This is a genomic window from Salinibacterium sp. ZJ450 (genome assembly GCF_011751885.2).
Classification (GTDB): domain Bacteria; phylum Actinomycetota; class Actinomycetes; order Actinomycetales; family Microbacteriaceae; genus Ruicaihuangia.
The window spans coordinates 2,007,036-2,029,253 of sequence record NZ_CP061771.1; the positions used below are offsets into that span (position 1 = coordinate 2,007,036).

At 66.7% G+C, this 22,218-nt stretch carries 28 protein-coding genes, 1 tRNA gene and 1 pseudogene; 6 read left to right on the plus strand and 24 right to left on the minus strand.

What is annotated here, in order from left to right; genetic code table 11:
* Nucleotides 1–29 precede the first annotated feature (29 nt).
* The 5 genes and pseudogenes from HCT51_RS09540 to HCT51_RS09555 form a co-directional block, all read right to left on the minus strand.
* Nucleotides 30–845, minus strand: coding sequence for an alpha/beta fold hydrolase (locus HCT51_RS09540; protein WP_166873194.1), 816 nt, complete (start codon nt 843–845; stop codon nt 30–32).
* Nucleotides 826–1,083, minus strand: a complete 258-nt coding sequence (locus HCT51_RS18985; RefSeq protein WP_370626964.1) for a helix-turn-helix domain-containing protein — start codon at nt 1,081–1,083, stop codon at nt 826–828. Before HCT51_RS18985 ends, HCT51_RS09540 begins: the two co-directional genes overlap by 20 nt.
* Nucleotides 978–1,454: pseudogene (locus tag HCT51_RS09545) on the minus strand (metallophosphoesterase); the annotation flags it as partial. The pseudogene HCT51_RS09545 and the gene HCT51_RS18985, both read right to left, overlap by 106 nt.
* A 48-nt stretch (nt 1,455–1,502) precedes the next feature.
* Complete coding sequence (locus tag HCT51_RS09550) at nt 1,503–2,540, minus strand: LLM class flavin-dependent oxidoreductase (protein ID WP_166873200.1); 1,038 nt, start codon at nt 2,538–2,540, stop codon at nt 1,503–1,505.
* Nucleotides 2,541–2,617: 77 nt separating this feature from the next.
* Nucleotides 2,618–2,971: a PGPGW domain-containing protein gene (locus HCT51_RS09555; RefSeq protein ID WP_166873203.1), complete on the minus strand. Its 354-nt coding sequence runs from the start codon at nt 2,969–2,971 to the stop codon at nt 2,618–2,620.
* A 116-nt stretch (nt 2,972–3,087) separates the two neighbouring features.
* Between HCT51_RS09555 and HCT51_RS09560 the strand changes: the two genes are divergently transcribed.
* The gene (locus HCT51_RS09560) at nt 3,088–4,068 is read left to right on the plus strand and encodes a 1-phosphofructokinase family hexose kinase (protein ID WP_166873206.1); all 981 of its coding nucleotides are present in this window, start codon (nt 3,088–3,090) and stop codon (nt 4,066–4,068) included.
* Nucleotides 4,065–4,820, plus strand: coding sequence for a 5'/3'-nucleotidase SurE (surE, locus tag HCT51_RS09565; RefSeq protein ID WP_166873209.1), 756 nt, complete (start codon nt 4,065–4,067; stop codon nt 4,818–4,820). The genes HCT51_RS09560 and surE overlap by 4 nt, the downstream gene beginning before the upstream one ends.
* A 1-nt stretch (nt 4,821) precedes the next feature.
* Here the strand turns inward: surE and HCT51_RS09570 are convergent, their stop codons facing one another.
* Nucleotides 4,822–6,195 (minus strand): hypothetical protein, encoded by a 1,374-nt coding sequence (locus HCT51_RS09570; RefSeq protein WP_166873212.1) that lies wholly within the window; start codon nt 6,193–6,195, stop codon nt 4,822–4,824.
* A 128-nt stretch (nt 6,196–6,323) separates the two neighbouring features.
* Nucleotides 6,324–7,511, minus strand: a complete 1,188-nt coding sequence (locus HCT51_RS09575; protein ID WP_224760426.1) for an AI-2E family transporter — start codon at nt 7,509–7,511, stop codon at nt 6,324–6,326.
* A gap of 182 nt (nt 7,512–7,693) precedes the next feature.
* Between HCT51_RS09575 and HCT51_RS09580 the strand changes: the two genes are divergently transcribed.
* Both HCT51_RS09580 and HCT51_RS09585 read left to right on the plus strand, forming a co-directional pair.
* Nucleotides 7,694–8,083, plus strand: coding sequence for an SHOCT domain-containing protein (locus tag HCT51_RS09580; RefSeq protein WP_166873218.1), 390 nt, complete (start codon nt 7,694–7,696; stop codon nt 8,081–8,083).
* 71 nt (nt 8,084–8,154) lie between these two features.
* Nucleotides 8,155–8,820 (plus strand): GAP family protein, encoded by a 666-nt coding sequence (locus HCT51_RS09585; RefSeq protein WP_166873221.1) that lies wholly within the window; start codon nt 8,155–8,157, stop codon nt 8,818–8,820.
* 15 nt (nt 8,821–8,835) lie between these two features.
* On the opposite strand, the gene HCT51_RS09590 is transcribed toward HCT51_RS09585, so the two are convergent.
* Genes HCT51_RS09590 through HCT51_RS09605 form a run of 4 tightly spaced genes read right to left on the minus strand, consistent with a single transcriptional unit; the run spans nt 8,836 to nt 10,901 of the window.
* Entirely contained in the window at nt 8,836–9,219 is a 384-nt protein-coding gene (locus HCT51_RS09590) for a YchJ family protein (protein WP_166873224.1), read from the minus strand.
* A 7-nt stretch (nt 9,220–9,226) separates the two neighbouring features.
* Nucleotides 9,227–10,057, minus strand: a complete 831-nt coding sequence (locus HCT51_RS09595; RefSeq protein ID WP_166873228.1) for a DUF72 domain-containing protein — start codon at nt 10,055–10,057, stop codon at nt 9,227–9,229.
* Nucleotides 10,058–10,078: 21 nt separating this feature from the next.
* Entirely contained in the window at nt 10,079–10,384 is a 306-nt protein-coding gene (locus tag HCT51_RS09600; RefSeq protein ID WP_166873230.1) for an antibiotic biosynthesis monooxygenase family protein, read from the minus strand.
* A 34-nt stretch (nt 10,385–10,418) separates the two neighbouring features.
* Nucleotides 10,419–10,901, minus strand: a complete 483-nt coding sequence (locus HCT51_RS09605; RefSeq protein ID WP_166873233.1) for an ATP-dependent zinc protease family protein — start codon at nt 10,899–10,901, stop codon at nt 10,419–10,421.
* Nucleotides 10,902–10,925: 24 nt separating this feature from the next.
* On the opposite strand from HCT51_RS09605, the gene HCT51_RS09610 reads away from it, so the two are divergent.
* A complete protein-coding gene (locus tag HCT51_RS09610; RefSeq protein ID WP_166873236.1) occupies nt 10,926–12,116 on the plus strand; it encodes a RimK family alpha-L-glutamate ligase in 1,191 nt (396 codons plus the stop codon).
* A gap of 57 nt (nt 12,117–12,173) precedes the next feature.
* A complete protein-coding gene (locus HCT51_RS09615; RefSeq protein WP_166872996.1) occupies nt 12,174–12,329 on the plus strand; it encodes a hypothetical protein in 156 nt (51 codons plus the stop codon).
* Nucleotides 12,330–12,389: 60 nt separating this feature from the next.
* Here the strand turns inward: HCT51_RS09615 and HCT51_RS09620 are convergent.
* The 13 genes from HCT51_RS09620 to rplU form a co-directional block, all read right to left on the minus strand.
* A tRNA-Ala gene (locus tag HCT51_RS09620) sits at nt 12,390–12,462 on the minus strand.
* A 113-nt stretch (nt 12,463–12,575) separates the two neighbouring features.
* Nucleotides 12,576–13,412 (minus strand): MetQ/NlpA family ABC transporter substrate-binding protein, encoded by an 837-nt coding sequence (locus HCT51_RS09625; RefSeq protein WP_166873240.1) that lies wholly within the window; start codon nt 13,410–13,412, stop codon nt 12,576–12,578.
* Nucleotides 13,413–13,497: 85 nt separating this feature from the next.
* Complete coding sequence (locus tag HCT51_RS09630; RefSeq protein WP_166873244.1) at nt 13,498–14,253, minus strand: methionine ABC transporter permease; 756 nt, start codon at nt 14,251–14,253, stop codon at nt 13,498–13,500.
* Nucleotides 14,250–15,242, minus strand: coding sequence for a methionine ABC transporter ATP-binding protein (locus HCT51_RS09635; protein WP_166873247.1), 993 nt, complete (start codon nt 15,240–15,242; stop codon nt 14,250–14,252). Before HCT51_RS09635 ends, HCT51_RS09630 begins: the two co-directional genes overlap by 4 nt.
* Nucleotides 15,243–15,293: 51 nt before the next feature.
* Nucleotides 15,294–15,674 carry a ribosome silencing factor gene (gene rsfS / locus HCT51_RS09640; protein WP_166873250.1) on the minus strand — a complete coding sequence of 127 codons (381 nt, stop codon included), beginning with the start codon at nt 15,672–15,674 and terminating at the stop codon, nt 15,294–15,296.
* Between the two features lie 48 nt (nt 15,675–15,722).
* On the minus strand, nt 15,723–16,934 hold the full coding sequence (locus HCT51_RS09645; RefSeq protein WP_166873253.1) for a hypothetical protein: 1,212 nt from the start codon (nt 16,932–16,934) through the stop codon (nt 15,723–15,725).
* Nucleotides 16,935–16,990: 56 nt separating this feature from the next.
* On the minus strand, nt 16,991–17,593 hold the full coding sequence (gene nadD / locus HCT51_RS09650; protein ID WP_166873256.1) for a nicotinate-nucleotide adenylyltransferase: 603 nt from the start codon (nt 17,591–17,593) through the stop codon (nt 16,991–16,993).
* 11 nt (nt 17,594–17,604) lie between these two features.
* Nucleotides 17,605–17,802 (minus strand): hypothetical protein, encoded by a 198-nt coding sequence (locus HCT51_RS09655; RefSeq protein WP_166873259.1) that lies wholly within the window; start codon nt 17,800–17,802, stop codon nt 17,605–17,607.
* Between the two features lie 31 nt (nt 17,803–17,833).
* Nucleotides 17,834–19,102: a glutamate-5-semialdehyde dehydrogenase gene (locus HCT51_RS09660; RefSeq protein WP_166873262.1), complete on the minus strand. Its 1,269-nt coding sequence runs from the start codon at nt 19,100–19,102 to the stop codon at nt 17,834–17,836.
* Nucleotides 19,103–19,111: 9 nt separating this feature from the next.
* The gene (gene proB, locus HCT51_RS09665; protein ID WP_166873265.1) at nt 19,112–19,975 is read right to left on the minus strand and encodes a glutamate 5-kinase; all 864 of its coding nucleotides are present in this window, start codon (nt 19,973–19,975) and stop codon (nt 19,112–19,114) included.
* The gene (gene obgE / locus HCT51_RS09670) at nt 19,968–21,500 is read right to left on the minus strand and encodes a GTPase ObgE (RefSeq protein ID WP_166873268.1); all 1,533 of its coding nucleotides are present in this window, start codon (nt 21,498–21,500) and stop codon (nt 19,968–19,970) included. The genes proB and obgE overlap by 8 nt, the downstream gene beginning before the upstream one ends.
* A gap of 79 nt (nt 21,501–21,579) precedes the next feature.
* Entirely contained in the window at nt 21,580–21,843 is a 264-nt protein-coding gene (gene rpmA, locus HCT51_RS09675) for a 50S ribosomal protein L27 (protein ID WP_166873270.1), read from the minus strand.
* A 14-nt stretch (nt 21,844–21,857) separates the two neighbouring features.
* On the minus strand, nt 21,858–22,166 hold the full coding sequence (gene rplU / locus HCT51_RS09680) for a 50S ribosomal protein L21 (RefSeq protein ID WP_166873273.1): 309 nt from the start codon (nt 22,164–22,166) through the stop codon (nt 21,858–21,860).
* Nucleotides 22,167–22,218 lie beyond the last annotated feature (52 nt).

Genomic DNA, 22,218 nt, shown 5'->3' on the forward strand with positions numbered 1-22,218 from the left:
TCATAACCGTGCCGTCATAACCAGTGCCGTCATAACCCTTCGGCGTGCTCCGCGATCAGCCGGGCCACCCTGGCCGGGTCGGTGAACATGATCACGTGCGCGCCCTCGACCTGCACGAATCGGCCGGCCGGGGCGAGGTCGGCCACCCGCTCTGACCACTGCCGGGACACGATCGGATCCCGATCGCCGGTGATCACCAGCGTTCGCGCGGTCAGCCGGGGCAGCCGGTCCTCGATGCGGTCCTGCAACAGGTTCGGCAGCTGACGCAGGTAGTACGGGATGCCAGTGCGGAACAGGTAATCGGTGAGCACCACCACGTTCGCCCTCGGCGGCTCGCGCAGCATGTCGCGGAACAGTCGCCAGCTGGCGCGCCAGACGTTTCTGGCATCCGGTTCCATCGTCGTGCCCATCAGCACGATGCGGTCGGTGACCTCCGGATGATCCAGCACCAGCTGGGTGACCACCTGGGTTCCCATCGAGTGCCCGACCAGCACCGGGTTCACGACATCGTTGGCCGTCAGGAACTCGGCGAGCACCCGGGCGTGGTCGGCCAGCGAGACGGCGCGTTTCGGGTTCGGCGCTCGGCCGTACCCCGGCAGGTCGACGAGCAGCACGCGACCGTACCGGGCGAGTTCGGCGGCCGCGGGGTGGAAGTACCGGCTTGACACCCCGATGCCGTGCACGAGCACGAAGTCCGGGCCGGCGGTATTCGACGGGAACTGCTCGACCGCCACCGCGAGCTCGGCGAACGTTGCCCGACCGCGCAGGTATTCCGTGCCGCGGAACCGGCGCCGGCGCACCCGCGTGCCCTCATCGACGTGCGGTTCACCGCCTCGAACAGCCATCTCGCCAGCATAGGCGGATCACCCGGATCACCATCAGAGGGTATCGAGCCACCGGATGATGGTGCTCTCGGCCACCGGGCTGAACTGGCGCACATCGACCCCGACGTTGAACTGCCGGCCCTGCTCGGCGAAGTCGGTGTGCACGTGCCCGTGGATGATCGGCAGCCCGTGGTCGACTGGCCGGTGCGGCCGGTACCGGTCCTCGCCGAGCGAGTCGCCGCGGTACGGGAAGTGGCACACCATCACGCGTCGACCGGCGATGCTGTGCTGCAGTTGCTCGGGCATGATCTCCCAGCCGGCCGCCTCATACACCGGCCAGAATCGCGCGCGCTGGTCACCGCCGTTGAAGAACGAGGCGACACGGTCGTGGTTGCCCGGCACGAGCCGCCGGATGCCGTTCAGGGCTGCGGTCATCATCACCTGCTCCTCGATCTGCACGCCGAGCGACAGGTCGCCGAGATGCCACACCACATCGCCCGGCGCCACCACGTGGTTCCAGCGCGCGATCAGCTCCCGATTCATCTCTGCGACGTCGGCGAAAGGCCGGCGGCAGTACCGGATGATGTTCGGGTGCGAGAAGTGGGTGTCGCTCGTCCACCAGGTGGCCATGCCATCCGTTGTACTACGGATGTCGCGGAACTACGGATGTCGCGCGCTCTAAGCCGCGGCGAGCTGCTCCCGCACCAGTGGCGCGACCTCGCGCCCGTACAGCTCGATGCTGGTCATCAGTTTCTCGTGGGACAGCGTGCCGACGCTGTACTTCAGGTCGAACCGCGCGAGGCCCAGCTCGCCCGCCACGCGCGCGATCTTCTCGGCAACGGTGCGCGGCGAGCCGACGAACAACGAACCCTCCGGGCCGGCGTCATGCTCGAACTGTTCCCGCGTCATCGGGCCCCAGCCGCGCTCCTTGCCGATCCGGGCCTGCATCGCGGCGTAGTGCGGCCAGAGTTCCTCGCGCGCCTGCTCATCGGTCGCGGCGACGTAGCCGGGTGAGTGCGCCGCAACCGGAGCCTCGGGCCGGCCGAACTGCTCGAGCGCGCGGTGATACAGATCGACGAGCGGGGCGAACCGCACCGGTTCGCCGCCGATGATTGCGAGCATCAGCGGAAGCCCGTAGTGCGCTGCCCGAACCACCGACTGGGGGCTGCCACCCACGCCCACCCAGGTCTTCAGCGTCCCGGATTCGGTCGGCGGGTACACCAGCTGGTCCACGAGGCTCGTCCGCGTGCTGCCACTCCAGGTGACCGGCTGCTCCTTGAGCAGTTCGGTGAACAGCTGCAGCTTCTCCTCGAACAGCAGCTCGTACTGGTCGAGCTCGAACCCGAACAGCGGGAACGACTCGATGAACGATCCGCGCCCGAGAATCACTTCGGCGCGACCGTTCGACACGGCATCGAGCGTGGCAAACCGCTGGAACACCCGCACCGGGTCGTCCGAGGACAGCACGGTTACCGCGGAGCCGAGCCGGATCTGTTCGGTTTGCCCGGCGATGGCGGCCAGCACCACCTCTGGCGCCGACACCGCGAAGTCCTCCCGGTGGTGTTCGCCGATGCCGATGAAGTCGAGGCCCACCTGATCGGCGAGCACCGCCTCGGCGACCACGTTGCGCAAGACCTGAGGCTGCGGCAGTGGCGAGCCCTCAGCGTCCGCGGTGACGTCTCCGAATGTGTCGAGTCCGAGTTCAAGCTGTGCCACGTCGAGGCCTTCCTGTGTTCGCGCCGCCGCCAATGTATGCAGACGTATCTACAACGCGAACCTCGAAACAGCGGCGGCTATTCCCGCCTGTCGAAGGCAGCCTGGGCGCGCGCCACCCGCCGCGCTCGCCACCACACCCAAACCCGCCGCAGGAATCGCTTGACCAGAGCGCCGAGCCGACGGGCGCCGGCAAACTCGGTACCGAGAACGGCGAGCCCGAGGAAGACAATGAGCCAGCCGGGTCCCGGGAGCGGGATCAACAGCACGCCAACCGCGATGATCAGGGTTCCGGCCACGGCGACCGCGACCAGATAGGCGATTCGAAGCGCGGGATGCCGCTCGACCCACGCCCGGCACCGGCGAAGCAGCGTGCGGATCGGGTGATGCTCACTGCTGCCAGCGTCGATGTCGCGCTCCAGGTCGCCGGGCATGGGCCCACCCTACGGTCGGCCGCTGAGAATCGGCCTGCGATGCCGGGCGTGATTGGGCCCCGTGCCGGCCAGGATCCCCCTGCTGCGCGAACTGTCGTCGTGGCTAGACTGACCCCGTGAACGACGTTGCGGTCTTCGCACCATCGCCTGTCCTTACCGTCACCGTCGAGGATCATCCCGACGGGGCCGATATCCATCTGCACGCGGGCGGGCAGGGCATCTGGCAGGCACGGATGCTGCGCGCCCTCGGCACCAGCGTCACCATGTGTGCCGTCTTCTCTGGTGAATCAGGACGCGTGCTGCATCACCTGCTCGATGATGAGGGGTTCCATGTACTCGCGGTACACCGCGACGGTCGTGGCGGCGCCTACGTGCACGACCGGCGGGGCGGCGTGCGCATCAAGATCGCGGAAACCGCCGGGGAGCCACTGTCCCGGCACGAGCTCGACAAACTGTACGGGCTGACGCTGCGCGCCGGGCTTGACGCCGGCACCACGATACTGAGCGGCCCCGCGGGGCTCAACATTTTGTCGCCGGATGTCTACCGTCGCCTCGCTGCCGACCTGAGGACGGCGGGCCGGCGGGTGATCGCCGATCTCTCCGGCGAGCGCCTCACCGCGGCGTTGAAGGGCGGAGTGACCGTGGTGAAGGTGAGCGACGAAGAACTGCTCGCCGACAATCGCGTGCCGGACACCAGCGAGGAGCAGCTAATCGCAGCCATGCACCGGCTGCAGCGCGAGGGCGCCGAGAACGTGATCGTGAGCCGGGCGGGTGAGTACGCCCTGCTGCTCGCTGAAGACGAGGTGAGCGAAGTGCACATGCCGAAGTTGCAGATCGCCGACACCACCGGTGCCGGCGACTCGATGACCGCGGGCGTGGCGGCGACCCTCGCCGGCGGCGGCACGATCGAGGAGGCCGTCGCGCTCGGGGCTGCGGCCGGTGCGTTGAACGTGACCCGTCATGGGCTCGGCACCGGCGAGGCCGAGGCGATCTACAAGCTCAGGGAACTGGTGCGCATCCACCCCGCGGAAACTGATTCGACCGGTCTCACGAGACTGAGCCCGGCTGACCTGGCGCGGAGGGTGCGCGAGGAGTGACCGCCTCCGTCAGGACCCTCGTCACCAACGATGACGGCATCGCCTCCCCCGGGCTGTTCCGGCTTGCGATTGCGGCGCAGGAGGCCGGAATGGACGTCGTCGTGGCCGCGCCGGCGACGGAAGCCAGCGGAAGCAGCGCCTCCATCTCGGTGACCGAGAGCGATGGCAGCATCCGGGTCGACCGGCGCACCGTCGAGGGCCTCGGAAGCATCCCCACCTACGCCGTGCACGCTCCCCCGGCGCTCATCGCCCTCATCGCCGCCCATGGCGCGTTCGGCGAACCGCCGAGGCTGGTGCTCTCCGGCGTCAACCGGGGAGCGAACGTCGGTCGCGCCATCATCCACTCCGGCACGGTCGGAGCAGCGCTCACCGCCGGCGTGAACGGCGGCCGCGGTCTCGCGGTGTCGCTCGACGTGGGGCTGGCGCCGTCGACGATGCGGTGGAGCGTGGCAGCCCGACTGGCCAGAAAACTGATCCCGTTCCTGCTTGATCAGCCGGCCGGGACCGTGTTGAACCTCAACGTGCCCAACACGGACGCCGATGAGCTGCCGGAATTTCGTCAGGCACCGCTCGCCTTGTTCGGCATCGTGCAGACCACCATGACCGAGCGAGACCAGCATCAGATTCGGCTGGCGGTCGCCGACCCCACCGCGCTTGCAGAACCGGGCAGCGACGCCGCGCTGCTTGCCCAGGGCTACGCCACGGTCACCTCGATCGCCCCCGTCCGTGAGGCGCCCCTGCCCGCGCTCTGACCTAGCGGGGTGTGGCTACCTCCGCGGCATCCGCTATCTGCGTCGTACTCGCTGTGTGCACGGCGGGTGGCCGCTCGAGGGCGGTGACAATTGCGAGCAGCACGAGCACAACGGCCGCTGTGCCGACCACCATTGACGGGGTGAGCGGTCTCGAGAGCACCAGCACGAGAACACCGCCGAGAATGATCACAGCACGAATCCAGATGCGCGCCCGATAGACCGACAACCCGAACCCCTCACCGAGTGGTCCTCGTTCGTACAGCAGCCTCCGCACCGCGGTGAAGCCGCGATCGGCTGCGTGACGGATCGAGCGGGCGCCGCGCGACGATCCCATCAGGAGTCCCGCGATCCCGGTGATGAACCCGAGAATCGCCACCGCCAACGCCGCGGAGTACACGAACGTGAGCACGGCGTCATACACCGGGAGTGCCACGTCGCTCGGGATCACGCTTGGGGACACCGCGGAGACGAACAGCGTCTCTCCGACGGCGCCGAGGAACATGGTGAACAGCATTGCGACGCCGAGCGCGAACCCTGCGCCGGCGAGCGCTCGGGGCTTGTTGTTCGCGATGATGACGCCCAGGGCGAGCAGTCCGATCGACACCCACGGCAGCACCCGTCCGAGAAGGAGGGTCAGGTTGTATGCAGCGCGAATCTCGCCGATGTTCTCGACCGTGGTCAGTTGGATCGTGGCGTCGACAACAGGGATCTGGTCAGCGAACGGAAAACCCGACTGCTGAAGCCGTGCCTTGACCCGTTCGAGGAGCGGCGCCACCTGGATGCCCACCACGCCGCTGGGGTCGATGGTGAGGATGCGATCCTCTTCGTCGGTCAACAATCCGACCACCTGGGTGTGACTCGTTCTCAAGGCCTGGTCCCAGAGATCCGCGAACGCGTCGGACTCGACCAGGCGCTGCACGACGTCGGTCAGCAGCCCGCGCAACCCTTGAGCCGCTGCGGGGGCGAGCGTCGTCAACGTCGAAGCCGCGCGGGGCGGCAGTCCGAGGTCGGCGATGCCCTGGAACACTTCCTGGGTAAGCGCGGTGATGTCGACCTGGTCATCGACTATCGTGACAATCTGCTCGGTGAGGTACTCCTGAACGTCCGGATCCCGAGCGATCGGCGCCAGAGTTTCGACGAACCGATCGGTGTCCGACAACTCGGTGGCCGCCCACGCGGACACCAGTGCGGCGGGTGCCAACAGGGCGCCCACGGTGATGAAGACGATGCTCAGAGCAGTACGCCATCGACGTGGCCGATGGACGCCCTCCGCAGGCACCCCGCTGGGGGTGCGGCGCAGGGCTTCCTTGAGTGCGATGTTCTCGGCGAGCAGCCGTTGGTACGCGTCATCCGTGGGCGTTGGTGGTTGCGTCATCATCGACTTCCGACCGGATATCCACGCCTCCGCGGGGCGCGAGCCGAGCGGGCGAAACGTGGGCTTCGATGATGCTAACACGCACCTCCCAGCCAGCGGAGGGGGGCGATTTGGCGCTATCCGGGCACCTAGCGCGGAGCATTCTTGCGTGACTGCCGATCGGAGCGGGCCTTCGCCTTCTCGACTTTGATCATGTTTCTCACCTCGGCGATATCACCGGTCAACGGACGCCACCAGCGGGCTCGCGGGTCGGCGTCAATCAGGATCGCCCGCACCAGCAGGGTGAGCGGAACCGCGAGGATTGCGCCGATGGGACCGATGACCACTGCCCAGAACAGCACGGACACGAATGTGATCGTCTGGTTGAGCGACACGGCACCACCGACGACCCGCGGCTGCACAATCGACTGCACGACCCCGTTCACCACCCCGTAGATGACGATCACCGTGAGCGCTGTCTCCCAGCCACCCACGAACAGGCCGAACACCGTCGGCGGAATCAACGCGATGAAGTAACCGATGTTGGGGATGAAGCTGCACAGGAACGACAACAACCCCCAGAGGAGCGCCCCCGGCACCTGGAGGATCACCAGTGCGATCCAGTTCAGGATGCCCTGGGCAACACCCAGGGCGGTTGTGGCGACCATATAGCGACGTACCCCGACGCTGAAGCCCATCAGGGCCGACACAATGTCCGGGTGTTTCGGCCGCAATTGAAGCAGCAGGGTCGGAATATACGTCGCGTCCATCGTCATCAGGATCAGCACCGTCAGGATGATAACGAGCGAGACGGTGATCCCGGCCACGCCGCCGAGGATGCCGGTCACGACATCCACGAGCTTGGTTGGATCGAACCCGGCGAGGAGCGCATCGATCTGGTCTTGGCCGATGCCGATGCCCGACAACGCACTGGCGATGCTGGCGCCGATTTGCTCGATCTGCGGTGCGAACTGCGGCAACAGTGTGGTGAATTGAGCGATCGCGATGACGAAGGCGCCGACGAAACCGGCGAGCAGCGCGAAGACGACGAGGATGGCGACGATGGTAGCCACGCCCTGTGGAACGTGGACCCGTTCCAGCCATCCACGTAGCGGATGAACGCAGATGGTGAGGATCAGCGCGAGGAACACTGGTGCGACGACGCCTCTGAGCGCCCAGAGCCCGAACACCGCGACGCTGGCGCCGCCGACGCCGATGAGGATAGCGACCGCCCGCGGAAGCGGTGAGGACGGGCGAGCCGCCGGGATCGCCGGCGCCGTTGGTGCGACGACGCTACTCTGACGATGTTTGCGCCAGAACCGCCAACGACGTGTCATCATCGCCTCCTCAGGGCGGCGTCACCGGCTCCATTCAGCAGTCAGAACCACGCTTCCCGGATGCAAGACATACCAGACCCCAGCGCCACATAACAGACTATAGATTGTCTGTCAAATTGGGTCTAGCCTGTTCACGCAAGTGCAGGTACCTCTTAGAGCGGTGGCAACAAGGGAGTTGGCTCATGGACTTTTGGAGTGACATCTGGAGCGTTTTCGTCTGGTTCTTCTGGGCCTACATCTTCATCGCGTATCTTTTCGCCCTGTTCGCGGTCGTGGCAGACATTTTCCGCGACCACAATCTCAGCGGGTGGCTCAAGGCCGTCTGGATCTTCTTCCTCATCTTCCTGCCCATCCTGACGGTGCTGGTCTACGTGATCGCCCGCGGCGGCAGCATGAGCGAACGGTACGGCCGTGAGGTGGCCCAAAACCGGGAAGAAACTGACACGTACATTCGTGAGGTCGCCGGTTCAAGCTCGGCCGATGAGATCGCCAAGGCCAAGACCCTTCTCGATTCTGGGTCGATCAGCCAAGCCGAGTTTGAGTCGCTCAAGGCAAAAGCACTGCGCGCATGATCGGTCCGAGCACCCACCGGGAGGGTGAGGCGTAAGGCCGTCAAGCGCGGGGTCACGGAACGGCGATCGTCATGACTTCGGTCATCGGCCAAATCCTGCCCCTGGCAGTGGCCGTCGCGCTGAGTTCGGTGCCCATCATCACGGCGCTGCTCATCCTGCTGTCCCCCGCGAGGCCCGTGGTGAGCGTTGCGCTTCTGGTCGGGTGGGCGTTCGGGGTCGGCGCGGTGCTCGGCCTGTTCACCTTGGGTTTCGGGTTGGCGTCATTGACCTCGCGCACCGGGGACGATACGGCCGCGGGAATCGTGAGGATCCTGGTGGGCACGGCACTGATCGCATACTCGATACGCCGATTTCGGCGACGTGTTCACCATGCGTCCCACGTCACCCCGAAATGGATGGCCAAGGTCGGCAGGCTGAACGCGCCGGGCGCCCTGGCATTCGGATTCCTACTCGCCCTTCGCCCCAAAAATCTGATCCTGTCGATTGCGGCATCCGTCGTCATCGGTGATGCATCGTTGAGCCTGGCGAACACCCTCATCGTCATCGCGATATTCACCCTCATCGGCATCTCTACGGTGGCGGCACCTACGGTGGCCCACCTTGCTCAGCCCGAGCGAACGAGAGAGCCGCTGAACTCCATGCGCGAATGGATCATCGACAACAGCACGAACCTGATCTTCATCCTGGTCATCTTCGTCGGAGTCGTGATCATCAGCTCCGGCATCGAGAAACTGTAGGCCTGCCGCGGCTCACTACGCGGCGTCGAGGTACACCCAGCGTCGGCCGTCGCGCACGAACCGGCTGACCTCGTGCTGCACGGCGGCCTCGCCGTGCAGCCTCGAGCGCGCGGTGAACTCCACCGTGCCGTCGGTGTCCAGCAGGCCGCCGCGCTCGGTCGCCACGATGTCGAGCCGGTACCAGCGCTGGTCAGGGTCGAGCTGCAGGGTCGCCGGGCGGGTGCGCGGATGCCACGTGGCCAGCAGGTAGTCCGCGTCGCCGACCGCGAACGCCGAGTAGCGCGAGCGCATCAGCCGCAGCGCGGTCGGGGCCACGGCATCCCCTCGGTGAAATGGTGCACAGCACTCGCCGTAGCTCTCGCCACTCAGGCACGGACAACGGGAGGCCGGATCAAGCATCCCCCCATTATCGCGGTTGCCCGGCATCCAGCCGCTCGGCCAGCGCCATCGCGTCATACGGGGCCCGCACCTTCACGTCGTTGTCGAAATAAATCCAGGCGTCGGCGCCGTCCGCGAGCCAGCCGCGCACGGTGACCGCCCAACGGTCGAGTGCGGCATCGTCATACCCGCTCTCGTACAGCGCCGTCTCGCCGTGCAGGCGGGCGTAGACGAAGTCAGTGGTGACCGCGGTCAGCCTCGGCCATTTCCCTGCGGTGTCGGCGACCACGGAGGCCACACCGTACCGTCGCAGCAGGTCGAAGAACGCTGGCGTGTCAAAGCTGTGGCTGCGCACCTCGATGGCGTGCCGCAGCGGCTGGTCGGCGGCCGGTGTGGTGAAGGCGCGGCCGTCGAGGAGGGCGGCATGGCCACGCGCCAGGGATGCCGCCTGCCCGGTGCTCGTCGGCAGTTGGCTGAGGAAGCGCTCGAGCACCGCGGCATCGAAGCCGAGGGTGGCGGGCAGCTGCCAGAGGATCGGGCCCAGCTTCGGCCCGAGCGCCAGCACTCCGGAGGCGAAGAAGTTGGCGAGTGCCTCCTCCACGCCCACCAGCCGCCGCATGTGGGTGATGTACCGGCCGCCCTTCACCGCGAAGATGAAGTCGTCCGGCGTCTGGTCTGCCCAGGATCGGAAGTAGTCGGGCTTCTGCAGCGAGTAGAACGTGCCGTTGATCTCGATGGTGCCGAGATGCTGCGCGGCGTATTCCAGTTCCTTGCGCTGCGGCAGCTTCGGCGGGTAGAACGTGCCGCGCCACGGCGGGTACTTCCACCCGGAGATTCCGACGCGTGCCACCGATGCCACGAACCGACAGTATCGGGATACCTAGACCGACGTAACCGCTGTCACCCGGGTGTAATGCTCCACGACGGGGAACGGATCGTAGAAGTGATGCAGCAGCGCGCGCCAATCCTGGTACTCGGGTGAGCCGCGGAACCCGACGGTGTGGTCTTCCAGCCTGTCCCACTCGACCAGCAGCAGGTAGGTGCTGGGCGTCTCCATCGATCGCGACAGGGTGAGGGTGCGGAATCCCGGCATGACGGAGATGATCGGCCGCGCGCGGTCGAACGCCGCTTCGAACTCGTGCTCCTGGCCGGGCCGCACCGGGAGCAGCGCGTGTTCGGTGATCATCCGACCATTCTCGCAGCTGGCCCGAATGGTGTTGCTAGCGTCCCCGATTGATGAGGCGCACGTGGCGTGGGGCTCGTCCGCCGACGAACGAGATCGCGGGGTCGACGATGAAGCTCTTCCGCAACGCCTCCCGCCCGATGAGCATGCGGAAACCCATCGAGTCCCGGTTGCTCAGGGTCATCTCGGCGGTCACGGTGCGCCCCAGGATGGCGACATCCATCAGCACGACGATCCGCTCCTCAGCGTGCCCAGAGGAACTGCGCACGGTGCGCCGGTCGTGGATCGGGCACTCGACGCTGACGGCGTCGTCGTCGGAATCCTGCCAGGGGTGTACCCAGAACCGCACCCGCTCGGTGCCGGCGTCGGCGTCGCCTGTCACCTCGACGTCGAACGCGTGGATCGTCGAGGTGCGGGCGCCGGTGTCGAGTTTCGCCTTGATCCACGGCACGCCGATTCCCGGCAGGCTCACCCACTCGCGCCATCCGGCGATGGTGCTTGAATGGGGAGGTTGTCTCATTCCACTATCTTCTCAGGGGCGTTCATGAAACTGGCTATTCTTTCGCGAGCGCCGCATTCGTATTCCACGCAGCGCCTGCGCGCTGCGGCCGTGCAGCGGGGGCACCAGGTCAAGGTGCTGAACACGTTGCGCTTCGCCATCGACCTGACCGGACCCGAGCCCGACCTGCACTTTCGCGGGCGTCCGCTGTCCAGTTACGACGCTATCCTGCCGCGGATCGGCAACTCGATCACCTATTTCGGCACCGCCGTGGTGCGCCAGTTCGAGCAGATGGACGTCTACACGCCGAACACCTCGAACGGCATCAGTAACGCACGCGACAAGCTTCGGGCGACCCAGATCCTGTCCCGACACAATATCGGGATGCCGGCGACGGCGTTCGTGCGCAATCGGGCCGACGTGCGCCCGGCGATCGAGCGGGTGGGGGGCGCGCCCGTGGTGATCAAACTGCTCGAGGGCACCCAGGGCATCGGCGTGATCCTCGCGCCGGAGGCGAAGGTCGCCGAGGCGATCATTGAAACCCTGCACTCGACGAACCAGAACGTGCTGATTCAGCGGTTCATTGCCGAGAGCCGGGGCCGCGACATCCGTGCCCTCGTCGTCGGCGATCGGGTGGTCGCCGCGATGCGGCGCAGCGCGAACGGTGACGAGTTCCGGTCGAACGTGCACCGCGGCGGTTCGGTCGAACCGGTCGAGCTGACCCCGGAGTACACCCGGGCGGCGGTGCGATCTGCGCAGATCATGGGGCTCAAGGTCGCCGGTGTCGACATGCTCGAGGGCGAGGACGGGCCGCTGGTGATGGAAGTGAACTCGTCGCCGGGCCTGCAGGGCATCGAGTCCGCGACCAAGCTCGACGTGGCCGGCGCGATCATCGACTACATCTCGAACGAGGTCGCCTTCCCCGACATCGATGTGCGCCAGCGGCTCGCCGTCTCGACCGGCTACGGTGTCGCCGAGCTCCTCGTGCATGGCGCGGCCGACGTGGTCGGTCAGGCGCTCGGCGAGTCCGGCCTGTCGGAGCGGGACATCACCGTGCTGACCCTGCACCGCGGCACGCAGGTGATCCCGAACCCGCGTCGCAGTGAGGTGCTGCAGGCCGGCGACCGGCTGCTCTGCTTCGGCAAGCTCGAAGAGATGCGATCGATGATCCCCAACCGCCGTCGGCGCCGCGCCAAGGTGCGCAAACTGCCCGCGCCGCCGATCATCCCGGCATAAGCAGACTGGGGGCTCGCCCGCCCGGCCGGATCGCTCTAGATTGACGCTGGCGACGCGATGTCGACCCGAGGAGGTTCACATGGCCCCGCCGCGATCTATTTCGTCTCGGTCTCGGACGGCTCATTCTGGGGCGTGGTTCTCGGACTGCTGCAAGCAATCGTCTGGCCCGTGTACGTGGTCTACCACTCGCTGCTGCTGTTGCTCGGCGGCTAGGTTAGGCGCCTGGGTTTAACGAGCAAAGCCCCGGAATCGTGAGATTCCGGGGCTTCTGGGTGGATCTGAGGGGACTCGAACCCCTGACCCCCTGCATGCCATGCAGGTGCGCTACCAGCTGCGCCACAGACCCTTTCGGTGCTGCCTCCGTAGAAGCAACTCATCTAGATTACTACATCCTTGAGGCACTCATGAACACCGGACGGCGGATGCCCCGAGCCGAGGTGGCTCGGGGCATCCGGAAGGCTACTTCGCGACCGGGATCATCTGGTCGCCGTAGGTCTCTTCCATGTACGCCTGCGTCTCGTCGGAGAGCAGCAGCTCGTAGAGCTTCTGCACCCGCGGGTCGTCTTCCAGCTCGGAGGTAGTGGCCAGCACGTTGAAGTACTTGCTGCCCTGGCCCTCGACCAGGATCGCGTCGTCGAGCTTCAGGCCGGCGGGGAGGGCGAACGAGATCGTGACGAACGCGGCGTCGACGTCGGGCAGCACACCCGGCAGCGAGGCGTTCTCGGCCTCGACGAACTCGAAGTCGTGCGGGTTGTCGGTGATGTCAGCGACCACGGTGGGATGCTCTGTGGTCTCGATCAGGCCTTCTGCGGCCAGCATCTCGAGCGCACGGCCCTCGTTGGTCGGGTCATCCGGAATCGCGATCTTCGCGCCGTCCTCGAGTTCGTCGATCGAGGTGACCTTATCGCTATAGAACGCGGCGACCGGCAGGTAAACCTCGCCTACGCTGACCAGGTCGGTGCCGGATGCCTCGTTGTAGTTCTTCAGGAACGTCTCGTTCTGGAACAGGTTGGCGTCGATCGAGCCCTCCGCCAGCGCCGTGTTCGGCGTGTTGAAATCGGTGAACTCGGTCCACTCGATGTCTAGGCCGGCGTCGGCGGCAGCGTTCTCGTCGAGCCAGGTGAGCAGCTCACCAGCGGGGACCGCGAGGGCGCCGACGTTGATCGTGCCGAGGCTGCCGTCGGTCGGCGCGTCGGACTCGGTGGACGAGGTCGATGCGCAGGAGGCCAGTGAAACGGTGAGTGCTGCGGCAACAGCGGCACCAGCAAGGCGCTTGCTGCGAACAGTGAACTGCATGATTGCTTCTTTCATGTGGTGGAGGTTGACCGTGCCCGTGATGCTGACTTCGGGCGCGGGTGGTGGGGCGGCAGCGCCGCCCCGGTCACGCGGGGACGTCAGCGGCTATCTTGTCTCGGACTGTCGTCGCAGAGGCACTGCCCCGGTGAGCCAACCGCCGGGCAAGCCGCGCTGCTATGCCCTGCAAAACCATGACGATCACGAAGATGATGATGATCACCGTGATCATGTGGATGACGCTGTACCGCTGGTAGCCGTAGCGGAGCGCCACCGAGCCCAACCCGCCGCCGGCCACAACACCGACCATCGCGGAGAAGTTGATGATCGAGGTGACCGTGGTCGCGAGGCCGAGGATCATCGGTGACAGCGCCTCCGGCACCAGGACCTTGCTGATGATCTGCCAGCGCGTGGCGCCGAGCGACTCCGCCGCCTCCACGAGTCCGGCGTCGACCTCCTTTATCGCGATCTCCACCATGCGGGCGAAGAACGGGATGGCGACCGCCGACAGCGGCACGATCGCGGCCGTGCTGCCGATCGAGGTGCCCACAACCAGTCGGGTGAACGGGATCAACGCGACCATGAGGATCACGAACGGCACACTGCGGCCGAGGTTCACCACGAACTCGAGCACGCGGTTCAGGATCCGGCCGACCGGCTGGGATCCGAACGGCTTCTCCAGGATTCCGCCGGTTTCGGTGGTGACCAGCACCACGCCGAGCGGAAGGCCGATCAGCACGGTGAGGAGCAGGGCGAAGAACACCATGTACAGCGTTTCGCCGGTGGCGATGAGCAGGACCTCGAACAGTTCCGCCCAGAACCCGGGAGCGTTCGGATCGATCATGCGGCACCTCCGGAAACCTCGACGAGCAGACCTTGACTGCGCAGATCTTCGATCGCTGCCGCATTCGTCTGGGCTGACCCCGGCAGTTGGAGCCGGGTGCGCCCGGCCTGGTTGCCGCCGATGGTTTCGATCGCGGCGCCGAGGATGCTGATGTCGAGCCCGTAAGTGCGGGCAAGCTGCGAGATCACCGGACGGTCGGCGGATCCGCCGCTGAAGGTGATGTCGATGATGGTGTCGCCATCGTGCGGCGGGATCTGCCCGAGCGGGAACAGGTCACGGGCGAGACGCGAGCCGGGGGTGGAGATAAGCGAGACGATCTTGCCCTGCTCGATGACTCGGCCGCCCTCGAGCATGGCCGCGGAGTCACAGATGCTCTTCACGACATCCATCTCGTGGGTGATCAGCAGCACCGTCAGATTCAGTTCACGGTTGAGCTGCTTGATGAGCTCGAGAATTGACCGGGTGGTCTCCGGGTCGAGGGCGGATGTCGCTTCGTCAGACAGCAGCACGCGCGGGTTGCCGGCGAGGGCGCGGGCGATGCCCACGCGCTGCTTCTGTCCTCCGGAGAGCTCAGCGGGGTACGAGGCGGCCTTGGCCGCGAGACCGACCAGGTCGAGGATCTCGAGGGAGCGGCCTCGTCGTTCGACAGCGGGCACGCCGGTGATCTCGAGGCCAAGCTCCACGTTGGCGAGCACGGTACGACCGCTCAGCAGGTTGAAGTGCTGGAAGACCATGCCGATGTTGCGGCGGGCCGATCGCAGCTCGCCGCTCGTGAGTGTGGTGAGTTCCTGCCCGTCAACCGTGACCGTGCCACTGTCGGGGCGCTCGAGCAGGTTGATCAGGCGCACGAGGGTGCTCTTACCCGCGCCACTCTGGCCGATGACGCCGAAGACCTCGCCTTCTGCCACCTCCAGGCTGACGTCGCTGAGCGCGGCGACTGCGGAGTCGCCTGACCCGTAGGTCTTGGAAACGTGGCTAACGGAGATCACAAATGCCTGAAATTTTCTGTGCGGGCGGGCACTGTCGTGCAGTGCCGGCGGTCAGGACTCGGTGGAGCCGTGCACTGGCAACTCGAGCGGGACGACGGGGCAGTCTTTCCACAGGCGTTCGAGGGCGTAGTACATCCGGTCTTCCTCGTGGAAGACGTGCACCACGATGTCGCCGAAGTCGAGCAGCACCCAGCGGCCCTCTGAGCGGCCCTCGCGGCGCAGGGGCTTTGCCCCGGCCTCGATCATCTTGTCTTCGATTTCACCGGCGATGGCCAGCACGTTGCGCTCGTTGCGACCGGTGACGAGCAGGAAGGCGTCGGTGAGGGGCAGCGGGCCGCTCACATCGAGGGCAACGAGATCGTCGCCCTGTTTGCTGTCGGCGGCCGCAGCCGCGACCTGGAGAAGTTCGATTGCGCGCGCAGATGCAGTCACGGGGTCCTTAAGGGGAGAGTTCGGGAAGAGGTCATGACGGAAACCCGTCTAGAAAATGCCGCTGACAACGCCCAGGATGACGAGGCCCACCACGACAACAGCCATGGCGGATGCGGTGATGGCGAGCACGGCGAGCATCTTGTTGCCGCCGCTCGGCCGTTTGGCCTGGATCATGCCGCGCGTGGCGGTGTGCGTGCTGATGGCGTGGCTGGCGCGCACCGGAACGGAGTCGGTAGTGCCGATCTCGTGGTCTTCGGCGTCGATCAGCCGGTCGATCTCGATGTCGTCAAGGATCGGGCGGTGACCAGGAATCGCACTGTAGCCGCGGCTGAGGTCCATGCTGCCGGTGATCAGGATCTCGCCGGTCCCGTCGAGCGAGCGCGGCAGGTCGGCGTGCGTGGGCACGGTGGGCATCACGAGTGCGTTCGCGGTGTGATGTGAGCCGCCGCCATCGTGGATGATCTGCTCGAACAGTTCGGCGGCGCTCGGCGACGGCGTGGTCGGGAGCACGCGGGTTGCCTCGGCCGAGACCGGAACGCGCGACACCGGCGCGGCCGGCGCGGGAACCGGAGCCGCGGGCGCGGGTCGGGTGGGTGCGGATGCCGGCGCGGAGGCCGGGATAACGGTCGGTGCGACCGCCTGCGCGGCGATCACTACCGGCGGCACAGCGGGTGCTATCGGTGCGGCGACCGCCGGTGCGAGTGCGGGCGATGCGGGTGCGGGTGCCGGCGGCGTCGGGCGAGCCGGTGCCTCCGGTACGACCGTCTCCGGGATCCGCGAGATCGGCACGGCGCCGAGCGTGTGCGGGGCCGGCTGTTCTGGCTCAATCAGGGCGGGGGCCGGGCGGCTCGCCGCCTCCTCTGCCTGCCGACGGGCGCGCAGTTCGCGTCGGGTCAGCCCTGCCTCAGAGGGATCGGCTGCCGGAGCCTCCGACACGGTCGCGGCCGGGGCTTCGGCAGCAGGCGCGTCAACCTTGCGCAGCCCGGGAACAGCCGTCAGCACGGGCGCGGCGGCCTGGGTGTGGTAGGTCAGCGGGCTGGCATCGACGGATGTCGCGGTGCTGAGCGCTGTGGTCGAGCGTGCGGCCTCGGGGCTGAAGTCACGGGCCCGGTAGCCGGGCTGTTGGATGGTGCTGGTTACGTGGGAGACGGGGGCGGGCAGTCCGGCGGGGCGGGTATTGTCGCGCCGCTCGCTGTCTGGCTCGGGGTGGTTCGACGCACGCGCGCCTGAATCGAGAGTCTCGTGCTGCGGTGCGTTCATTCGTTCGTTCTCCCGCGCGGCACGCCTGCTGTGCGGAGGTCGATCCTGATACACCGTCACCTGTTACTCCGATAGAGATGGTGCTTCGAGATGTATTGCACTACACCGTCGGGCACCAAGTACCACACTGGAAATCCCCGATTCACACGGTTCCGACAATCAGTGGACGAGATGGCCAGCGCCGGAACCTCCAGAGAGCTTACGCCCTGCTCGGGCAAACCGCTAATGCTGAGGTTGTGCCCCGGACGCGACACCGCCACGAAGTGGGCGAGCGCCCACAGCTCCTCCATGTCTTTCCACTCGAAGATCTGGGCGATGGCGTCGGCCCCCGAGATGAAGAACAGCTCGGCGTCTGGTCGCTCGGCACGCACGTCGCGCAGGGTGTCGATGGTGAAGGTGGCGCCCTTGCGCTCCAGGTCGACACGGCTGACGGTGAAGCGTGGGTTCGAGGCGGTGGCGATCACGGTCATCAGGTAGCGGTGCTCCCCCGAGGTGATCTCGGTCTTCATCCACGGTCGTCCGGTGGGGACGAAGATGACCTCGTCGAGGTCGAACTGCTGCTGCACCTCACTCGCGGCCACGAGGTGGCCGTGGTGGATCGGATCAAAGGTGCCACCCATGACGCCGATGCGCGGCCGTCGTGCGACGGTCTCAGCCATCGACGGGCAACCTAGTGGTGGCCGGCTTGGGAACCGCGCTTCGCTGACTTGGCACTGTGGCGGTTGGCCACGTCACGGTAACTGAAGGTCACCATCGCGAGCACGATGAACAGCAACGCGATGCCGCCGGCAATAACGGGCGCCGGGGCGAACAGTGGCGCGAGTTCGTGGCCCTCGGAAGCGGTCACGACAGTAGCGAGCAGCGACATGGTTGAATCTCCGTTCAAGTCTTTCTCGAGTCTAGCCGCGAACTTGACCGGATCCGCGCACAACCCACTTGGTACTGGTCAACTCGCCGAGCCCCATCGGGCCCCGCGCGTGCAGTTTCTGGGTCGAAATCCCCACCTCGGCACCGAAACCGAACTCGCCACCGTCGGTGAAGCGGGTCGAGGCGTTCACCATGACCACCGCGGAGTCGATCTCGGCGAGGAATCGGTCGCTGTTCGCCAGGTCGTTGGTGATGATCGATTCGGTGTGCCCGGTCGAGTACCGGCGGATGTGCTGGATCGCCTCGTCGAGGGAGTCGACGACCTTGACCGAGACGTCCAGCGACATGTACTCGGTCGACCAATCGTCTTCGGTTGCTGCAACCGCGTCCGGGAACAGCCTCAGGGTGGCGTCGTCGCCGTGCACGGTCACTGCCGACTCGCGCAGCGCCTGCAGCACCTCCGGCAGCAGCCGTTCTGCCGCGCCGGCGTGCACGAGCACCGTTTCGACAGCGTTGCACACGCTCGGCCGTTGCACCTTCGCGTTGCGGACGATGTCGACCGCCCACTCCTTGTTGGCGCTTTCGTCGATGTAGATGTGCACGACCCCAGCGCCGGTTTCGATCACGGGCACCTTCGATTCACGCACCACGGCGTCGATCAGGTTGGCGCTGCCGCGCGGGATCAGCACGTCCACGTAACCGCGGGCCTGCATCAACTGGGTTGCGCCGTCGCGACCGAACTCATCGATGGTCTGCACCGCCTCTGCGGGCAGTCCGGTTGCGGTGAGGGCTTCCTGGATCAGGGTGACGAGCACCCGGTTGGTGTTCTCCGCCGCGGATCCGCCGCGCAGCACCACGGCGTTGCCGCTCTTGAGCGCGAGCGCGGCGATGTCGATGGTCACGTTCGGCCGGGCCTCGTAGATGACACCGAGCACACCGAACGGCACGCGCACCTGCGAGATCTGCAAGCCGTTCGGCAGCGTCTTGCCGCGCACCGCCTCCCCGACCGGGTCGACGAGAGCGGCGATCTGCTCGACGGCGTCTGCCAGTCCACCGAGCCGGGCGGCGTCGAGGCGCAACCGGTCCTGCAGGCCCTCGGAGAGGCCGTTCTCGCGTCCGTTGGCCAGATCCAGCTCGTTGGCCGGGATGATCCGCTCGGCGTTCTCGCGCACCGCCGCGGCGATGGCGTGCAGCGCCGCGTTCTTCTGGGCGGTGGTGGATCCGGCGAGGATTCGGGAGGCGACGCGCGCGGCCTTCAGCTTGTCGGTGAGGCTGGGCGCGGCGACGGCGATGTCAGGCATAACTCGATGTTATCCGGCATGCGGGGCGACCGGTGCCGCCTCGAACCAGGTGCCGACCTGTTCGCCGCCGAGCGCTGCGGCGACCTCCGCGGTCGACGCCAGCAGCACGGGAGTCCCGTGGGTCGCAGCGTGCTTGGCCGCGGCGATCTTGGTGCCCGCTCCCCCGGTGCCGACCCCGGCGGAGCCGATGTCGCCGAGCTCGACGCTGGAGAGGTCGTCGTCGAACGGCACCTCGGTGATCTTCACCGCGCCGGGTTGCTGCGGGGGCTTGGTGTACAGCGCGTCGACGTCGCTCAGCAGCACCAGCAGGTCGGCCTTCGCGAGTTCGGCGACGAGGGCGGCGAGCCGGTCGTTGTCACCGAACCGGATCTCGTGGGTGGCCACGGTGTCGTTCTCGTTGACGATCGGCAGGATGCGCAGAGCCAGCAGTCGCTCCAGTGCGCGCTGCGCGTTGCTGTGCGACGTGGGGTTCTCCAGGTCGCCGGCGGTCAGCAGCAGCTGCCCGGCCACAATGCTGTACCGACGCAGGCTCTCCTGATAGCGGTAGATCAGCACGTTCTGTCCCACCGCCGCCGCGGCCTGCTGGGTGGCAAGGTCGCTCGGCCGTCCGTCCAATTTGAGGAACGGCAGGCCGGACGCGATCGCGCCGGAGGACACCAGGATCACCTCTGCGCCGCGGGCGTGCGCCGACGCGAGGGCGTCGACGAGGTGCCCGATCTGGCCGACGTTGTCGCCGGTGATCGAGGATGAGCCGACCTTGACGACGATGCGGCGCGCCGTCAGCACTCGCTCACGACTGACCGCCGGCCGAGGCCGCTCGCTGGCGTTCTCGACCGTGGTGGTCACCGTCTCGGTCAGCCGAGGCTCAATCATCCGTCTCGCTTTCGATCTCGAATCCGTCGTCGTCGGTCCACATCCCGGCGTCGCGCTCCCGCGCGAGCTCGGCGCGCGCTTCGGTCTTGGCATCCATCCGCTCGAAGTACGCGTCGCGGCGCTGTCCGCGGGTCGGCCGGTTCAGCGCGTCCAGTCGCGGGTCGGAGCCGCGGGGGCTGGTCAGCAGCTCGGCGGTGGAGGTGAGTGTGGGCTCCCAGTCGAACACGATGCCGTTGCCCGGACCGATCACGACGGTGGAACCGGCGACGGCCCCCGACTTGAACAGTTCGTCCTCGACGCCGATCTTCGCCAGCCGGTCGGCGAGATAGCCGATGGCCTCGTCGTTGGTGAAGTCGGTCTGGGCGACCCAGCGTTCCGGCTTCTCGCCGAGGATGCGGTACACGTTGCCGTAGGTGCCGCCCTCCACCTTGACCACGTAGTTCTTTTCGTTCACCGCGCGCGGGCGCAGCACGATGCGCGGCACCACGGGGGTTTGCGCCTTCACGGCGCGGTCAGCGTCCACGATCTCGGCGAGGGCGAATGAGAGCTCCCTGAGCCCCTGATGGCTGGCGGCGCTGATCTCGAACACCCGGTATCCGCGGCGCTCCAGCTCCGGACGGACCATCTCTGCGAGGTCCTTTGCTTCTGGCACGTCGACCTTGTTCAGGGCGATCAGCTGTTCTCTCTCGAGCAGCGGGATCTGGCCCTCTGGTACAGGGTAGGCCGCCAGCTCGCCGAGGATGACCTCGAGGTCGCTGATCGGGTCGCGGCCGGGTTCCAGCGTGGCGCAGTCGAGCACGTGCAGCAGCGCGGTGCAGCGTTCGACGTGACGCAGGAACTCGAGCCCGAGGCCCTTGCCCTCGCTGGCACCCTCGATCAGGCCGGGGACGTCGGCGACGGTGTATCGGGTGGAGCCGGATTCGACGACGCCCAGGTTCGGATGCAGCGTGGTGAACGGGTAGTCCGCGATCTTAGGCTTCGCCGCCGAGATCGCGGCGATCAGGCTCGACTTGCCCGCGCTCGGGAAACCGACCAGAGCCACGTCGGCGACGGTCTTCAGCTCAAGCTGCACGTCGCCTTCCCAGCCGGGCGTGCCGAGCAGGGCGAAGCCGGGGGCCTTGCGCTTCGTCGATGACAGCGCCGCGTTGCCGAGTCCGCCGATGCCGCCGGGCGCGACGACGAAGCGGATGCCGGGTTCGCTGAGGTCGATCAGTTCGGTGCCCGCGGCATCCTTCACCACCGTGCCGACCGGAACCGGCAGCACCAGTTCTTCACCCAGGTGCCCGCTGCGGTGGTCGCCCATGCCGAATCCGCCGTTGGCGGAGGACCGGTGCGGGGCGCGGTGGTAGCCGAGCAAAGTGGTGACCTGCGGGTCGCTGACCAGAACGATGTCGCCACCGTGGCCGCCGTTACCGCCGTCGGGGCCGGCCAGTGGCTTGAACTTCTCGCGGCGCACGGACACGCAGCCGTTACCGCCGTGTCCTGCGCGCAAATGGAGGGTCACTTGGTCAACGAACGTGGCCATGGCACCGCTCCTTCTCTGGTTGTTACTGCTGAAACGCCAAAGGCGAGCCGAAGCTCGCCCCTGGTGATAAATCTGAAAACTAGACGGTGACTGCAGCCGTCACGATGTTGACGACCTTGCGGCCACCCTTCGTACCGAACTGGACCGAGCCCGCTTCGAGAGCGAACAACGTGTCGTCGCCGCCACGTCCGACGTTCACGCCGGGGTGGAAGTGGGTGCCGCGCTGGCGGACGATGATCTCGCCCGCGCCGACGACCTGGCCGCCGAAGCGCTTGACGCCGAGGCGCTGAGCGTTGGAATCGCGACCGTTACGAGTGGACGATGCGCCCTTTTTATGTGCCATTTCTCAGCCCCTAGTTACTTGATGCCGGTGATCTTGACGCGGGTCAGCTCCGAGCGGTGGCCCTGGCGCTTCTTGTAACCGGTCTTGTTCTTGAACTTCTGGATGATGATCTTCGGACCACGGAGGTCGCTCAGAACCTCGGCCGTGACCTTGACCTTCGCAAGCGACTTGGCGTCGTGCGTGATCGTGTCGCCATCGACGAGCAGCACGGGTGCCAGCTCGATGTTGCCATCCTTGTCAGCCGCGATGCGGTCAAGAACAACGATCGAACCAACCTCGACCTTTTCCTGCCGACCACCGGCGCGCACAACTGCGTAAACCACTTGTAACCCTTACTTTTCAGAGGAAATCTCTTGGCGCCTAGCGCGGACACAG

Bases quoted from the DNA above. Each gene is read 5' to 3' on its own strand.
- HCT51_RS09645 (WP_166873253.1), bottom strand. From the start codon at position 16,934: ATGAACGCACCGCAGCACGAGACTCTCGATTCAGGCGCGCGTGCGTCG.
- HCT51_RS09605 (WP_166873233.1), bottom strand. From the start codon at position 10,901: ATGAGACAACCTCCCCATTCAAGCACCATCGCCGGATGGCGCGAGTGG.
- proB (WP_166873265.1), bottom strand. From the start codon at position 19,975: ATGATTGAGCCTCGGCTGACCGAGACGGTGACCACCACGGTCGAGAAC.
- HCT51_RS09660 (WP_166873262.1), bottom strand. From the start codon at position 19,102: ATGCCTGACATCGCCGTCGCCGCGCCCAGCCTCACCGACAAGCTGAAG.
- HCT51_RS09570 (WP_166873212.1), bottom strand. From the start codon at position 6,195: ATGACGCAACCACCAACGCCCACGGATGACGCGTACCAACGGCTGCTC.
- HCT51_RS09600 (WP_166873230.1), bottom strand. From the start codon at position 10,384: ATGATCACCGAACACGCGCTGCTCCCGGTGCGGCCCGGCCAGGAGCAC.
- obgE (WP_166873268.1), bottom strand. From the start codon at position 21,500: ATGGCCACGTTCGTTGACCAAGTGACCCTCCATTTGCGCGCAGGACAC.
- HCT51_RS09625 (WP_166873240.1), bottom strand. From the start codon at position 13,412: ATGCAGTTCACTGTTCGCAGCAAGCGCCTTGCTGGTGCCGCTGTTGCC.
- nadD (WP_166873256.1), bottom strand. From the start codon at position 17,593: ATGGCTGAGACCGTCGCACGACGGCCGCGCATCGGCGTCATGGGTGGC.
- HCT51_RS09655 (WP_166873259.1), bottom strand. From the start codon at position 17,802: ATGTCGCTGCTCGCTACTGTCGTGACCGCTTCCGAGGGCCACGAACTC.
- HCT51_RS09630 (WP_166873244.1), bottom strand. From the start codon at position 14,253: ATGATCGATCCGAACGCTCCCGGGTTCTGGGCGGAACTGTTCGAGGTC.
- HCT51_RS09575 (WP_224760426.1), bottom strand. From the start codon at position 7,511: ATGACACGTCGTTGGCGGTTCTGGCGCAAACATCGTCAGAGTAGCGTC.
- HCT51_RS09540 (WP_166873194.1), bottom strand. From the start codon at position 845: ATGGCTGTTCGAGGCGGTGAACCGCACGTCGATGAGGGCACGCGGGTG.
- HCT51_RS09610 (WP_166873236.1), top strand. From the start codon at position 10,926: ATGAAACTGGCTATTCTTTCGCGAGCGCCGCATTCGTATTCCACGCAG.
- HCT51_RS09590 (WP_166873224.1), bottom strand. From the start codon at position 9,219: ATGCTTGATCCGGCCTCCCGTTGTCCGTGCCTGAGTGGCGAGAGCTAC.
- HCT51_RS09555 (WP_166873203.1), bottom strand. From the start codon at position 2,971: ATGCCCGGCGACCTGGAGCGCGACATCGACGCTGGCAGCAGTGAGCAT.
- HCT51_RS09585 (WP_166873221.1), top strand. From the start codon at position 8,155: ATGACTTCGGTCATCGGCCAAATCCTGCCCCTGGCAGTGGCCGTCGCG.
- rpmA (WP_166873270.1), bottom strand. From the start codon at position 21,843: ATGGCACATAAAAAGGGCGCATCGTCCACTCGTAACGGTCGCGATTCC.
- HCT51_RS09615 (WP_166872996.1), top strand. From the start codon at position 12,174: ATGTCGACCCGAGGAGGTTCACATGGCCCCGCCGCGATCTATTTCGTC.
- HCT51_RS09580 (WP_166873218.1), top strand. From the start codon at position 7,694: ATGGACTTTTGGAGTGACATCTGGAGCGTTTTCGTCTGGTTCTTCTGG.